Source organism: Aquitalea sp. S1-19 (genome assembly GCF_024343515.1).
The window spans coordinates 19,333-32,936 of record NZ_RJTZ01000008.1; the positions used below are offsets into that span (position 1 = coordinate 19,333).

Here is a 13,604-nt window from a genome sequence, read left to right on the forward strand (position 1 = left end):
CGGATTGAAAATCCGCGTGTCCTTGGTTCGATTCCGAGACAGGCCACCAGCACTTTATTGCACCACGGCAGAGGCCTGTTAGCTCAGTTGGTAGAGCAGCGGATTGAAAATCCGCGTGTCCTTGGTTCGATTCCGAGACAGGCCACCAGATACCGAAAAAGCCCGAATCCATGATTCGGGCTTTTTCTATTTCAGCGCCCGACTACGCTCCGGGCGAAAACCCGCTCAGGAAAACTGGCGGATATATGCCGCAACCCCGCCCAGCAGCATCTCGATCGAAATGGCGGTCAACACCAGCCCCATCAGCCGCTCCAGCGCCGTAATCGCCTGCTCGCCCAGCCATTTTTGCAAACGGTTGGAAAACAGAAACACCACAGTGGTCACCAGAATGGAAATCAGCAAGGCACCAACCCACTCCAGCATGCGGTCAGGCTCGCGAGTTGCCATTAATAACACTGTCGCCATGGCCGAGGGCCCGGCAATCAGCGGAATGGCAATCGGAACGATAAACGGCTCTCCGCTCACCTTATCCCCACCCAAAGCCCCACCCTCGCCGGGGAAGATCATCTTGATGGCAATCAGGAACAAAATCACGCCGCCCGCCACGCTTAAAGACTCGTCGCTCAGGTGCATCACCTTAAGAAAAGTCTGCCCGCCGAACATAAAAGCCAGCAAGACGCAAAACGCGATCAGGCATTCGCGGTAGACCACGCGCCGCCGCCGCTCAGGCTTAACCTGTTTGAGCGCGGAAATAAACAAGGGAATATTACCCAGCGGGTCAGTAATCAGGATCAGTAGAATGGTCGCTGAGATAAAAGTCGATTCCATGGCAGAACCATCCCCGGCAATAAAATGATAAAGGCGTACGAATTATCGCACGCCTTTATCACAAACAGGACAAAACCGAGCTTTATCCGCCCGCACCCTCCTTGGCACGATTGGAGCCGGCTACCATGGGAATGACAAACAGCCGACAATCCAGCGCGCCGTTAAACAGCGGCATGCGCTGCTTAGGGCTCAGCCGGATCAGTTTGGCCAGACGTAAATCTCCGGTAAAGAAATTGGCCGTCCAGCCGGAAAAGTGCTGCTTGAGCCAGCCACCCAACTGCGGATACAGCAGTGCCAGACCTTCCTGCTCGTCCAGACGCACACCATAAGGCGGGTTGGTAACAATCAGGCCCGTTTCGGCATGCGGACGGGTATCCAGCACATCGCTTTGCGCAATCTGCACCAAACCATGCAACCCAGCCTGTTTAAGATTGTGCCGCGTCTTCACCAGCATCTGCACAGATACATCCGAGCCACGAATAGGCAAGGCCGTCAGCGGCTTCTCGGCCTGACGCGCCCGCGCCTGCACGCTTTCCCACTCGACCGCATCAAAACTGCGCAAATCGCGGAAGGCAAAATCTCGCAAACGCCCCGGCGCCCGGTTCAACGCAATATCGGCAGCCTCAACCAGAAAAGTCCCGCTACCCATCATCGGGTCAAGCAAAGCCTGCGAACCGTCATAGCCGGCCAGGAGCAAAATGCCCGCAGCCAGATTCTCGCGCAGCGGTGCCTCGCCGGTGTCTTCGCGCCATCCGCGCTTGAACAGCGGCTCGCCGCTGCTGTCGATATACACCGTTGCCTGATCTGCGGATAAAAACACATGGATACGCACATCGGGATAACGGGTATCCACGCTAGGACGCCCCAGATCGGCCTGACGGAAACGGTCGCACACCGCATCCTTAACCTTGAGCGAAATAAAATCCAGGCTACGCAGGGCCGAGCCGACGCCATCAGTTTTGACCTTGATGGTCTTGCCGACGGCAAACCAGCGCGGCCAGTCTATGGTCAGCGCCAGCTTGTACACATCCTGCTCGCTACGGTAAGGGCCTTGCGCCAGCTGGATCAGGATACGGCTGGCCGTACGCGACTCCAGATTGGCGCGCATCATCACGGCGTTATCACCGCAAAAAGCCACGCCATTGTTACGCTTATCAATGGACGTTGCCCCAAGCGCGGCCAGCTCTTCGGCCAGCACACCTTCCAGGCCACGCGGGCAAGGCGCAAACATGGCGCTGACACGCTCGGCGCGTATGGCAACCGGCGCGCGCCCGTGCGGCCGCGCTTCGGGTGGCGCTGGCGCACGGGAAGGCGCAGCAACAGGCACGGCGGCCGGCGTTTGAGGCTCGGTCCCAGCCTCGTCAAGCGGACGTATAAAATGACGGCTCGATTGCGAGCGCTGGCGGGATCGGAAACTGGACATGCCCACTCCTTATTAGCAATCCCGCATCTTAGCGGATTTTGTGTCTGCGTTCTTGGTGAGCAACCATGCTTTGGGCTACCATCGCCGGCTTAATGGAAGGAAAACGGCATGATAGCGCGTGAATTTGCGGAAAAACTACTAGCCTGGCAACGCCAACACGGTCGCCACAACCTGCCCTGGCAAGTCAGCGATCCGTACCGCGTCTGGCTGTCCGAGATTATGCTGCAGCAAACTCAGGTCAGCAGCGTGCTGGTGTATTACGCCCGCTTTATCGAACGCTTTCCCGATGTACACACACTCGCCCAAGCCTCGGTCGACGAAGTCCTTACCCTGTGGAGCGGCTTGGGCTATTACAGCCGGGCCCGTAACCTGCATAAAGCCGCCATGATGGTGTGCGAAGAGTTCGGTGGTGCTTTTCCCGAACAGCCAGCGCAGCTCATACGCCTGCCCGGCGTAGGGCGCTCGACTGCGGCAGCCATCTCGGCCTTTGCCTTCTCGCGCCGCCACGCCATTCTAGACGGCAACGTCAAACGGGTACTGGCACGCGTATTCGGCATTGCCGGCTGGCCGGGCGAAAAAAAGATAGAAAACAGCATGTGGCAGCTGGCCGAGAGCCTGCTCCCGGCATCCGCAGACGACATGCCCGCGTACACCCAGGGCATTATGGACCTGGGGGCGACACTATGCTCCCGTGGCAAACCCTCTTGCGAACACTGCCCGATGCGGCAGGACTGCATGGCATATCTGGAGGCGCGTACCAGCGAGCTTCCCACTGCGCGCCCGAAAAAAGCGATTCCCACCCGCTACGCCACCTTGCTGATGGCCATGCACAACGGACAGGTATTACTGGTGCGGCGCCCGCCCACCGGCGTCTGGGGCGGCCTGCTCTCCCTGCCTGAGCTGGGCGCGACCCACAGCGCACAAGACTGGCTGCAACAAGCCGGCGAAGGCGACATCCTGCCAGCCTGGCCGGAGATCGAACATGTCTTCACCCACTTTCGCCTAATCATCACACCGCTGCCCGTCAGCCTGAGCATGCTGCACACGCAGGCCCAAGACAGTGCGGCATGCTGGCTCCCCTTGGCCGATGCGGCCGATGCCGGCGTACCCGCGCCAGTCAAGCGCATGCTAAAGCACTTGGCGGAGAGTTCCGGTAAACTCCGCTCACCCCTTTAAAAGCTAGCTGAAAACGCCGTATGGTTTCCGTTGTCCGCCCCGTTGCCGATACTCTTGCCAATGCTGCCGACCCGGCACTTTGGCTTGAGCAACTCTCTGCCGCGCTCACGCCCGAAGAAAGCGGCATGCTGGCGCGCGCCTTTGCCGAGGCGCACGCACTTTACCAAGGGCACTGCCTGCCGCTCACCGGCGAAGACGTATTCAGCCATGCAGTTGCGGCAGCTGCCATCGTAGCCGACCTTAACCTGCTGCCGGACGCCATCGCCGCCACGCTGCTGTTTGCCGCCCCCGACTACCGGGAAGATGCCGGCGTCTGGCTGACGCATAATTTCAATCCGACCGTAGCCATGCTGGTGGAGGGCGTAGGCAAGGTGCGCCGCCTGACCGAACTGGCACGCATCGACCAGCTCGATACGCCCGAAGAGCGTGCACGCCAGGCCGAGACCATGCGCAAGATGTTGCTGGCCATGGTTACCGATATTCGCGTGGTACTGATCAAACTGGCCTGGCGCACCCAGACCATGCACTACCTGGCCGAGGTTCCGGACGAGAGCCTGCGTCGCCAGCTCGCCAATGAAACCATGGAGGTCTTCGCGCCACTGGCCAACCGCCTGGGCGTATGGCAGATCAAATGGGAGCTGGAGGATCTGGGCTTTCGCCATCAGGAGCCGGAAAGCTACAAAAAAATAGCCAGGCTACTGGACGAAAGGCGGCTGGAGCGGCTCGACTATATCGAGCGCATCCTGCAAGTCTTGCGCGACGAACTGGCCAAGGCCGGCATCAAGGGAGAAGTCGCCGGCCGCCCCAAGCATATCTATTCCATCTGGAAAAAGATGCGCAAGAAAAAACTCGACTTCTCCGAGCTGTACGATATCCGCGCCGTACGCGTACTGGTCGAGCGCATGCCGGACTGCTACACGGTACTGGGCCTGATGCACAATATCTGGCAGCCGATTCCGGGGGAGTTTGACGACTATATCTCGCACCCCAAACCGAACAACTACCGCAGCCTGCACACGGCCGTCATCGGCCCGGAAGACAAGGCGATCGAAGTCCAGATCCGCACCTTCGACATGCATGAGCATGCCGAATTCGGCGTGGCGGCACACTGGCGCTACAAGGAAGGCGGCAAAGGCGATGCGGCGTACGAGGAAAAAATTTCCTGGCTCAGGCAACTGCTCGACTGGCGGGAAGAAATTTCCGACAAAGAAGGCTTGGCCGACGCATTCAAGACCGAACTGTTTGCCGACACCCTGTACGTTCTAACCCCGCAAGGACGCGTTCTATCCCTGCCTACAGGGGCGACACCCATCGACTTCGCTTACGCCATCCACAGCAGCCTGGGAGACCGCTGCCGTGGCGCCAAGGTCGAAGGACACATTGTCCCGCTATCGACTCCGCTACAAAACGGCCAGCGTGTCGAAATTCTGGCAGCCAAGGAAGGCGGGCCCAGCGTCAACTGGCTGCATGAAGGCTGGGTCAAAAGCAATAAAGCCATCACCAAGATCCGCCAGTACATTCGCCAGCAAAATGCCGATTCGGTGCGCGAGAGCGGTCGCCAGTTATTCGAACGCGAACTGGCGCGCCATCACATCCACCCCAATCTGGGCACACTGACGGAAAAGCTGGGCTACGCCAAACTGGAGGACGTTTTCGGCGCACTGGGGCATGGAGAACTGTCACTCAGGGCGGTCAGCACAGCCATAGCAAGCTTTGCCCCGCATCCAGTACAGGACATCACCGCAGACGACCTCGTCAAGCGCAGCAAGGGCGGCCACGACGCAGGCGGCATACTGGTCGAAGGGGTCAATAACCTGATGACGGTACTGGCCAAGTGCTGCAAGCCGGCCCCTCCCGACTCCGTCGCCGGCTTCGTCACCAAGGGCCGCGGCATTTCTATTCACCGCAGCAACTGCCTGACACTGAAACGCCTGTCGGCCGAAGCACCGGAACGTCTGATCAGTGCCGACTGGGGCGAACAGAAAAACAGCGTCTTCCCGATCGACCTTGAAGTCAGCGCGCGTGACCGGCCCGGACTGCTACGCGATATCTCGGATGTTTTGTCGCGCGAAAAGCTCAATGTGATTGCCGTGAACACACAGACCCGCGACCACAAAGCCAGGATGTGTTTTACAGTGGAAGTCCGCAGCGTGCAGGAGATCAGCCGGGTCATTAATCATGTAAATGAAATCAATGGCGTACAGGATGTCAGGCGCGCCTGACGGGTAAACTTGCAACAACGTCCCGGCAAGAAAAGATGCGGCATTGCAACATTTTTTGTGCTTCGCACAAAAAAACCCTTGCCAAGTCAGGTTTCACTGCGGATAATTCGAATCGCATCATGACGTTGCATTACTATGTGCGTTTTGGTGTTGTCTCCTCCATCCTCCTTATTTAGGTGGAACTTGGCGCGATCATTCACGTGATTGCGCTTTTTTTTACCTGAATTTGCCTGTTTTGCGGCCGTAACAGCGCCCGTTTTGCACACACAGGGGCGAGTCCATTTATTGTTATCGCACAATGGTTTGACAGCGGGGCTTCCCTACAATAGAATCCGGAACTTTCAAGAATTTACGATGGAAGAGCTCCATGAAGACCTTTTCTGCCAAGCCGCATGAAGTAAAGCGCGAGTGGTACGTGGTCGACGCCTCCGACAAAGTGCTGGGTCGTGTAGCGGCTGCAATCGCTCACCGTCTGCGTGGCAAGCACAAGCCGGAATACACCCCGCACGTTGACACTGGCGACTACATCGTAGTCGTTAACGTTGACAAGCTGCGCGTCACCGGTGCCAAGGCCCTAGACAAGAAATACTACCGTCACACCGGCTATCCGGGCGGCATCAAGGAACGCAACTTCACCGAACTGCAACAGCAGTTCCCTGAACGTGTTCTGGAAAAAGCTGTCAAGGGTATGCTGCCTAAAGGCCCACTTGGTTACGCAATGATCAAGAAGCTCAAGGTATACGCTGGTAGCGAACATCCGCACGAAGCCCAACAGCCGAAAGTGCTGGAAACTGATTTTTGAGGCAAGATAGATGAACGGTAAATATTACTACGGTACCGGCCGCCGCAAGAGCTCGGTTGCTCGTGTGTTCATGCAAAAGGGTTCCGGCCAGATCATCGTTAACGGCAAGCCTGTTGACGAATACTTTGCTCGCGAAACCGGCCGCATGGTCATCCGCCAGCCACTGGCTCTGACCGAGCACACGGAATCGTTCGATATCAAAGTCAACGTTATCGGCGGCGGCGAAACTGGCCAAGCTGGTGCAATCCGTCACGGCATCACCCGTGCACTGATCGACTTCAGCGCAGAACTGAAGCCAGCGCTGTCCGCAGCAGGCTTCGTAACTCGCGATGCTCGTGAAGTTGAACGTAAGAAAGTCGGCCTGCGTAAAGCACGTCGCGCCAAGCAGTTCTCCAAGCGTTAATTCGCTGCCCTGCTATCGGAAAGGCCACCCTCGGGTGGCTTTTTTCTTGGCCGCAACTTATTGCATTGCAATAGCACCCTGCCGTATATTCATTCTTGCGACATTTTTTTATATAAAGGCAAGAACATGATCAAGGTTGGGATTGTTGGCGGAACAGGGTATACCGGTGTTGAATTGCTACGCTTGCTAGCCAGCCATCCGCTAGCACAGGTCACCGCCGTTACCTCGCGCAAGGAAGCCGGCATGCAGGTTGCCGAGATGTTCCCCAGCCTGCGCGGCCACATCGACCTTGCCTTCTCGACGCCGGAACAGGCCAAGCTCAGCGCTTGCGATATCGTATTCTTCGCCACTCCCAACGGTATTGCCATGCATGAGGCGCGCGAACTGCTTCAGGCTGGCGTCCGGGTCATAGACCTGGCGGCCGACTTCCGTATCCGCGATGTAGCCGAGTGGGAAAAATGGTACGCCATGCAACATGCCGCGCCCGAACTGCTGGAAGACGCCGTCTATGGCCTGCCCGAACTCAACCGCGCACGCATACGCGATGCAAAGCTGGTTGCCAACCCAGGCTGTTATCCGACCGCAGTCCAACTGGGACTGCTGCCACTACTGGAAGCCGGTGTCATTGATTGCAGCCATATCATTGCCGACTGCAAGTCTGGTGTCTCCGGTGCCGGGCGCAAAGCCGAGCTAGGCAGCCTGCTTGCTGAAGCGGGCGACAACTTCAAGGCTTATGGCGTCGCAGGGCACCGCCACTTGCCAGAAATCCGTCAGGGGCTGCGCGGCATGGCAGGCGAAGCGGTAGGTCTCACCTTCGTGCCCCATCTGACCCCCCTGATACGCGGCATTCACGCCACTCTGTATGCCCGCCTGACCAAAGACTGCGACTTGCAGGGCTTGTTCGAAACGCGTTACGCGCAAGAGCAATTTGTCGATGTACTGCCAGCCGGCAGCCATCCGGAAACGCGCTCGGTGCGCGGAGCCAACACCTGCCGTCTTGCCGTGCACCGCCCGCAAGGCTCCGACACGGTTGTCGTACTCTCAGTGATAGACAATCTGGTCAAAGGGGCTGCGGGGCAAGCCATACAAAATATGAATCTGATGTTCGGTCTGGACGAGAAATCGGGGCTGAATCAGGTGCCGCTACTGCCCTGACACTTGAACACTCGCCATAGCGCCCCAATCCTGAGTAAAATACTAGGATGAATGCCGCTTTTGGCACACTGTTTGACGAGGCTAGAAACCATGACTGCGACTACCGAAATGCCGTCCCCGATCAACTTCACCGATAGCGCCTGCGCCAAGGTACGGGATCTTGTGGCCGAAGAAGGCAACCCGGAGCTCAAGCTGCGCGTATTTGTTACCGGCGGCGGCTGCTCGGGCTTCCAGTACGGCTTTACCTTTGATGAGATCGTCAACGACGACGACACCGCCATCGAGCGCGACGGCGTGACCTTCCTGGTCGATCCGATGAGCTATCAGTACCTGGTTGGTGCAGAGATCGACTATCAGGACAACCTTGAAGGTTCCCAGTTTGTAATCCGCAACCCGAATGCGACCACCACCTGCGGCTGCGGCTCTTCCTTCACGGTTTAAGGCTGAACGGTTAATATGAAAGGCTCGGGTTGATACCCGGGCCTTTTTTTTGCCGAGCCTTATTAATGACCACACTACCACCTGTTGTCCTGCCCAAAATCGACTTTAACCGGGAGTTCAATTTCAGCGACGCGGACTTCGAACGGGTGCGCAAGTTGATTTACCAAAATGCAGGCATCGCCCTGAATCCGACCAAGAAGGATATGGTTTACGGCCGTCTTGTGCGCCGGATACGGGAATTGAAACTGAGCGGCTTTACCCCCTATCTGAATCTGGTCGAGTCCAGCGCAGGGCGCGGCGAGTTTGAACAATTCGTTAATGCGCTCACCACCAACCTCACCTTCTTTTTTCGCGAAGAGCATCACTTCCCGCTATTGGCCAGCCACCTCAAGCAATCCGGACACAATGAAATAAGCATCTGGTGCGCCGCCTCCTCTACCGGAGAAGAAGCCTACTCCATTGCCATCACGGCTCTAGAAGCCCTCTGCGGCAATACGCGCCCCGCCATCAGCATCCTGGCCACCGATCTTGATACCAGCGTACTGGAAACCGCCAGACGCGGCATCTACGCGGCCGACAAGATTGCCCGTCTGCCTGCCGGCATGGCAGCCAAATACTTCGACAAGCTCGCCGACGGCCAGTATCAGGCCAAGGCACAGTTGCGCAATATGATCAGCTTCCAGCGCCTGAACCTGATCGACAATAGCTGGGCCATACACAAAACCTTTGATGCCATCTTCTGCCGCAACGTCATGATCTACTTTGATCGCGACACGCAGGCGCGCATCCTCAAGCGTTTCTCCCCCTTACTCAAAGCCGATGGCCTGCTATTTGTCGGCCATTCGGAAAACTTCTACTTCGCGGCGGACCTGTTCCACCTGCGCGGAAAAACGGTATACGAACACGCGACACACGCCCCAGCCAAAACCATACATGGATAAAGTCCACATCCGGCCATCAGCATGGCATGTTAAGATGCGCGCGATTTCTTACAGCGAGGAGAAACAGCGTGCGTATCGGAACACCCCACACCCCTAGCGCAACAAGAGTCATGCTGCTGGGCAGCGGCGAACTGGGCAAAGAGGTCGTCATTGCCCTGCAACGCCTTGGCGTCGAGACCATTGCCGTAGACCGCTACCCGAATGCACCAGCCATGCAGGTCGCGCATAGCAGCCATGTGATAAACATGCACGACCCGGTCGCCCTGCGCGCCCTGATCGAGGCTGTCCGTCCGCATTACATCGTGCCGGAGATCGAAGCCATTGCCACCGAGGAGCTGCTGAAGATAGAGCATGAAGGTCTGGCTACCGTGGTGCCAAGCGCGCGTGCCGTCAATCTCACCATGAACCGTGAAGGCATACGCACGCTGGCAGCGGCAGAACTGGGCCTGCCGACATCGCGTTATGCCTTTGCCGGCTCGCTGGAAGAAATGCAGGCAGCGACTGCCACCATCGGTTTCCCCTGCTTTATCAAGCCGGTCATGTCCTCCAGCGGCAAAGGCCAGTCTTTTATCAAGAGTGCGGCTGAAGTCGAAGCGGCCTGGGACTATGCCGCCAGCGCCGGGCGTGTCGCCAAGGGTCGCATCATCGTCGAAGGCCTGGTCGATTTCGATTACGAGATCACCCTGCTCACGGTACGCGCCAGCGATAGCATGGGCGGCACCGCGACCCACTATTGCGAACCCATAGGCCACCGCCAGCAGGATGGCGACTACGTCGAGAGCTGGCAGCCGCAGGCGATGAGCCACAAGGCACTCGTGCGCGCCCGCGAGATCGCAGGCCAGGTCACCGAGGCACTGGGGGGCTGGGGATTATTTGGGGTGGAACTCTTCGTCAAGGGGGACGAGGTATGGTTCTCTGAAGTCAGCCCGCGCCCGCACGACACCGGCTTGGTAACCCTGACGACCCAGCGCTATTCCGAGTTTGAACTGCATGCCCGCGCAATTCTGGGCCTTCCGGTAGATACCAGACTGTCCAGCCCGGGTGCATCGGCCGTGATCTACGGCGGTATGGAAGCGACAGGAATCGCTTTTGAGGGCATTGAGGCCGCGCTAGCCACCCCAGGCACCGACCTGCGTCTTTTCGGCAAGCCAGAGAGCTTTATGCGCCGCCGCATGGGGGTTGCCGTAGCCTGCGCCGACCATGTAGATGCAGCGCGGGAGCGTGCACGCACGGCAGCATGCCTGGTCAAGCCGGTCAAGGGGGAGTGAAATGGCAGAAATGACGCCTTATGAGCTAATGGGCGGCGCGGGTGTGGTGCGTCACCTGTGCGAGCGCTTCTACACCATCATGGACACCGACCCCTCGGTGGCCGAACTCAGGGCCATGCATCCTGCGGATCTGGCCGGCTCCACCGAGAAACTGTATATGTTTTTGTCCGGCTGGCTAGGCGGACCTGCGCTCTATATGGAAGCCTACGGTCACCCGCGCCTGCGCCAGCGGCACATGCCGTTTGCGGTAGACAGCCGTGCGCGCGACCAGTGGATGGCCTGCATGCAGCTTGCGGTGGATGAACTGGTACTGGAGGACTGGCTGAAAGCCAAGCTGATCGAGGCGTTTTACAATACCGCCGATTTCATGCGCAACCAGCCCGAATGAACAACAGCCCCGCATGCGGGGCTGTCTTGTTTCAGCGCGGACGCTGACCGCGCTCTATGGTCACGCCGACCTTGGCGACCTCGGGCAGGATACCGGGCTTGGTAATCGACACCCGCACCCAGGCCGCGCCGAACTCGGTGCGGACCAGATGGGCAATATGCTCGGCCAGTGCCTCGATCAGCAGAAAATGCTGCTCGGCCAGCGACGCACGCACGCGCTCCACCACTTCACCGTAATGAATGGTATCGACAATATCGTCGCTATGGCACGGCACTTCGCTCGGAATGCCGATATCCAGATCGATCTCAAGGGTCTGGGGCGCTTCGCGCTCCCAGTCATACACGCCGATCAGGGTCGCCGCGCGCACTTCTCGCAGAAAAATAATGTCCATCTGTGCTGACGGCGTTGGGAAATGCCGCTCGATACCGTAAAATCCAAACCCCGCATTCTAGTGTATTAACCATGACCACGACAGCCTTTGCCTTCATCGCCGTCGCCTATCTGATAGGCTCGCTTTCGTTTGCCGTGATCGTCAGCCGCGCCATGGGCATGGCCGACCCCAGAAGCTACGGCTCGGGCAACCCTGGCGCCACCAATGTACTGCGCTCGGGCAAAAAACTGGCCGCCGTCCTGACCCTGCTGGGCGACGGCATCAAAGGCTGGCTGGCCGTTGCGTTGGCCGCATGGCTGGCACCACGCTATGGCTTGGGGGCACGCGAAGTTTCCATGGTCGCGCTGGCGGTGCTGATTGGCCATATGTGGCCGATATTTTTCGGTTTTAAGGGCGGCAAGGGCGTTGCCACCGCGGTGGGGGTACTGTTCGGCTTCAACCTGTGGCTGGCACTGGCCGCGATCGCGACCTGGCTGTTTATGGCGCTGGTAGTCAAGATTTCGTCGCTGTCTGCGCTGACCGCCTGCGTACTGGCACCGGTGTTTGCCTACTTCATCATTGGTCCGCAAAGCCCGTTTTTCGGCACCTGCATCATCATCGCCATTCTGGTGGTCCACCGCCACAAGTCCAACCTGGTCAATCTCTTGACCGGACAGGAAGGCAAGATAGGCGAAAAATCCTCGCCCGAAGACAAATCCTGACCAAGGGGCCGATGGCCCCTTTTTTACGTCGCCAGGCGTCGGGAAACAGGCAATAAACGCTTATCGCCCGGGTCAGCAAGAAAGCCCTGCAACACCGTCTGCAGCCATGGCAAGCTAGGCAGCAAGGCGGGCAAGCCCAGCACCGCCGCACCATAGTAATGCGACACCAGTTCGGCTTGCTGCTCGAAATTAAAGTCTTTGAATTCGGCACCCGGCTGCTGCGGATAGGCATAAGCATCGCGCCAACCATAGCCGCCTTGCGCCAACAGACACAAGGCGGCCAGACGCAGGCGGTAACCGCGCTGGTATTGCCAGACATGCGTCATCTCGTGCACGAACAAAAGCTGCAGTGCTGGCGCAGCCTGCGAATAATCATCGGCATACAGCCCGCAACGTGCAGGCAGATAAAGCTGTCCGTTCGGCGCCATCGCACGCCGGCCCTGCCATGGCAGATAAGCGCGATCATGCACGCGCACACGATGATAATTCAGCGCATCGCCAAATAAGCGCCGGCACAACAGCACTTCCCCTGCGCACAAGCCCCGCATCCTGCCCCCTGACTAAAAAAGGCGCAGCGGCCAAAGCGGGTGCGCCTTTTACTATGGCATGGCCTATGGCATGGCCGCGCTACAAACCCAGACGCTGCCAGATGGTGGACACCAGCCCCGCCTGATTCAGCGTATAGAAATGCAGGCCCGGCGCGCCATTGCTCAGCAGCCGGTCGCACAGCTCGGTCACCACATCCAGCCCCAGCGCGCGGATCGATGCACTGTCGTCCATATACGCCTGCATCCGAAGACGCAGCCAGCGCGGTACTTCCGCGCCGCACATATCGGAGAAACGCACCAGTTGGCCGAAGTTGGAGATAGGCATAATGCCCGGCACTACCGGAATGGTCACACCGCGTGCCTGCACCTCATCCACGAAGCGGAAATAGGCATCGGCATTGAAGAAATACTGGGTCATCGCCGAATTGGCGCCGGCTTCCACCTTGCGCACAAAGTTGGCCATATCCTCTTCCGCAGAGCGTGCCTGCGGATGAAACTCGGGATAGGCCGCCACTTCAATATGGAAATGTTCGCCATGCTCCGCGCGGATAAAGCTCACCAGTTCGTTGGCGTAGCGGAATTCGCCGGCCTCGACCATGCCGGAAGGCATATCGCCACGCAGTGCCACAATATGGCGGATACCATGTTCGCGGTACTCGTTCAGCACCGCGCGAATATTGTCGCGGGTCGAACCGATGCACGACAGGTGCGGCGCTGCGGCCAGGCCGGCGTTACGGATATCCTGCACCGCAGCCAGCGTGCCCTCGCGCGTGGTGCCACCGGCACCAAAGGTTACCGAAAAAAATTCGGGCTTGAACTGGGCCAGTTGGGCGCGGGTATTGCGCAGCTTGGCCATGCCCTCATCCGTCTTGGGCGGAAAAAACTCGAAACTGAAATTGCGCTTGTTCATGGTTCCC

15 protein-coding genes and 1 tRNA gene are annotated in these 13,604 nt (G+C 58.6%); 11 read left to right on the top strand and 5 right to left on the bottom strand.

The genetic code is table 11. From position 1 onward, the window contains the following. Positions 1-72: 72 nt before the first annotated feature. Positions 73-148 (top strand) — tRNA-Phe (locus tag EGI20_RS02235). A 77-nt stretch (positions 149-225) separates the two neighbouring features. On the opposite strand, the gene EGI20_RS02240 is transcribed toward EGI20_RS02235, so the two are convergent. Together EGI20_RS02240 and EGI20_RS02245 are read right to left on the bottom strand one after the other, a co-directional pair. Beyond that, entirely contained in the window at positions 226-828 is a 603-nt protein-coding gene (locus EGI20_RS02240; protein ID WP_124734738.1) for a MarC family protein, read from the bottom strand. A gap of 82 nt (positions 829-910) precedes the next feature. Continuing rightward, a complete protein-coding gene (locus EGI20_RS02245) occupies positions 911-2,251 on the bottom strand; it encodes a THUMP domain-containing class I SAM-dependent RNA methyltransferase (protein WP_498629289.1) in 1,341 nt (446 codons plus the stop codon). A gap of 111 nt (positions 2,252-2,362) precedes the next feature. Here EGI20_RS02245 and mutY point away from each other — a divergent pair, with 111 nt between their 5' ends. The 9 genes from mutY to EGI20_RS02290 all read left to right on the top strand — a co-directional run bounded on the left by mutY (position 2,363) and on the right by EGI20_RS02290 (position 11,047). Further along, on the top strand, positions 2,363-3,427 hold the full coding sequence (mutY, locus tag EGI20_RS02250; protein ID WP_498629339.1) for an A/G-specific adenine glycosylase: 1,065 nt from the start codon (positions 2,363-2,365) through the stop codon (positions 3,425-3,427). 20 nt (positions 3,428-3,447) lie between these two features. Then, positions 3,448-5,649 carry a RelA/SpoT family protein gene (locus tag EGI20_RS02255; protein WP_498629291.1) on the top strand — a complete coding sequence of 734 codons (2,202 nt, stop codon included), beginning with the start codon at positions 3,448-3,450 and terminating at the stop codon, positions 5,647-5,649. 367 nt (positions 5,650-6,016) lie between these two features. Then, positions 6,017-6,451, top strand: coding sequence for a 50S ribosomal protein L13 (rplM, locus tag EGI20_RS02260; protein WP_124734735.1), 435 nt, complete (start codon positions 6,017-6,019; stop codon positions 6,449-6,451). Positions 6,452-6,461: 10 nt separating this feature from the next. Continuing rightward, complete coding sequence (rpsI, locus tag EGI20_RS02265) at positions 6,462-6,854, top strand: 30S ribosomal protein S9 (protein ID WP_124734734.1); 393 nt, start codon at positions 6,462-6,464, stop codon at positions 6,852-6,854. A gap of 126 nt (positions 6,855-6,980) precedes the next feature. Next, positions 6,981-8,009, top strand: a complete 1,029-nt coding sequence (gene argC / locus EGI20_RS02270; RefSeq protein WP_498629294.1) for an N-acetyl-gamma-glutamyl-phosphate reductase — start codon at positions 6,981-6,983, stop codon at positions 8,007-8,009. A gap of 90 nt (positions 8,010-8,099) precedes the next feature. Next, positions 8,100-8,450, top strand: a complete 351-nt coding sequence (erpA, locus tag EGI20_RS02275) for an iron-sulfur cluster insertion protein ErpA (RefSeq protein WP_124734732.1) — start codon at positions 8,100-8,102, stop codon at positions 8,448-8,450. Positions 8,451-8,515: 65 nt separating this feature from the next. Further along, positions 8,516-9,391: a CheR family methyltransferase gene (locus EGI20_RS02280; RefSeq protein WP_498629296.1), complete on the top strand. Its 876-nt coding sequence runs from the start codon at positions 8,516-8,518 to the stop codon at positions 9,389-9,391. A 68-nt stretch (positions 9,392-9,459) separates the two neighbouring features. Continuing rightward, positions 9,460-10,659, top strand: a complete 1,200-nt coding sequence (purT, locus tag EGI20_RS02285; RefSeq protein WP_498629298.1) for a formate-dependent phosphoribosylglycinamide formyltransferase — start codon at positions 9,460-9,462, stop codon at positions 10,657-10,659. 1 nt (position 10,660) lies between these two features. Continuing rightward, the gene (locus tag EGI20_RS02290) at positions 10,661-11,047 is read left to right on the top strand and encodes a group II truncated hemoglobin (RefSeq protein WP_498629300.1); all 387 of its coding nucleotides are present in this window, start codon (positions 10,661-10,663) and stop codon (positions 11,045-11,047) included. Between the two features lie 31 nt (positions 11,048-11,078). Here EGI20_RS02290 and folB read toward each other — a convergent pair whose 3' ends face one another. Beyond that, positions 11,079-11,438 carry a dihydroneopterin aldolase gene (gene folB, locus EGI20_RS02295; RefSeq protein ID WP_124734728.1) on the bottom strand — a complete coding sequence of 120 codons (360 nt, stop codon included), beginning with the start codon at positions 11,436-11,438 and terminating at the stop codon, positions 11,079-11,081. A 71-nt stretch (positions 11,439-11,509) separates the two neighbouring features. On the opposite strand from folB, the gene plsY reads away from it, so the two are divergent. Next, positions 11,510-12,139: a glycerol-3-phosphate 1-O-acyltransferase PlsY gene (gene plsY, locus EGI20_RS02300; protein ID WP_498629303.1), complete on the top strand. Its 630-nt coding sequence runs from the start codon at positions 11,510-11,512 to the stop codon at positions 12,137-12,139. 23 nt (positions 12,140-12,162) lie between these two features. On the opposite strand, the gene EGI20_RS02305 is transcribed toward plsY, so the two are convergent. Both EGI20_RS02305 and metF read right to left on the bottom strand, forming a co-directional pair. Next, on the bottom strand, positions 12,163-12,678 hold the full coding sequence (locus EGI20_RS02305) for a type IV secretion protein Rhs (protein ID WP_498629305.1): 516 nt from the start codon (positions 12,676-12,678) through the stop codon (positions 12,163-12,165). 88 nt (positions 12,679-12,766) lie between these two features. Then, positions 12,767-13,597, bottom strand: a complete 831-nt coding sequence (gene metF, locus EGI20_RS02310; RefSeq protein ID WP_124734725.1) for a methylenetetrahydrofolate reductase [NAD(P)H] — start codon at positions 13,595-13,597, stop codon at positions 12,767-12,769. Positions 13,598-13,604: the final 7 nt, after the last annotated feature.

Coding starts and splice junctions, on each gene's coding strand:
- EGI20_RS02245 (WP_498629289.1), bottom strand. CDS start 2,251: ATGTCCAGTTTCCGATCCCGCCAGCGCTCGCAATCGAGCCGTCATTTT.
- EGI20_RS02290 (WP_498629300.1), top strand. CDS start 10,661: ATGGCAGAAATGACGCCTTATGAGCTAATGGGCGGCGCGGGTGTGGTG.
- metF (WP_124734725.1), bottom strand. CDS start 13,597: ATGAACAAGCGCAATTTCAGTTTCGAGTTTTTTCCGCCCAAGACGGAT.
- argC (WP_498629294.1), top strand. CDS start 6,981: ATGATCAAGGTTGGGATTGTTGGCGGAACAGGGTATACCGGTGTTGAA.
- rpsI (WP_124734734.1), top strand. CDS start 6,462: ATGAACGGTAAATATTACTACGGTACCGGCCGCCGCAAGAGCTCGGTT.
- plsY (WP_498629303.1), top strand. CDS start 11,510: ATGACCACGACAGCCTTTGCCTTCATCGCCGTCGCCTATCTGATAGGC.
- EGI20_RS02240 (WP_124734738.1), bottom strand. CDS start 828: ATGGAATCGACTTTTATCTCAGCGACCATTCTACTGATCCTGATTACT.
- erpA (WP_124734732.1), top strand. CDS start 8,100: ATGACTGCGACTACCGAAATGCCGTCCCCGATCAACTTCACCGATAGC.
- EGI20_RS02255 (WP_498629291.1), top strand. CDS start 3,448: ATGGTTTCCGTTGTCCGCCCCGTTGCCGATACTCTTGCCAATGCTGCC.
- folB (WP_124734728.1), bottom strand. CDS start 11,438: ATGGACATTATTTTTCTGCGAGAAGTGCGCGCGGCGACCCTGATCGGC.
- EGI20_RS02280 (WP_498629296.1), top strand. CDS start 8,516: ATGACCACACTACCACCTGTTGTCCTGCCCAAAATCGACTTTAACCGG.
- rplM (WP_124734735.1), top strand. CDS start 6,017: ATGAAGACCTTTTCTGCCAAGCCGCATGAAGTAAAGCGCGAGTGGTAC.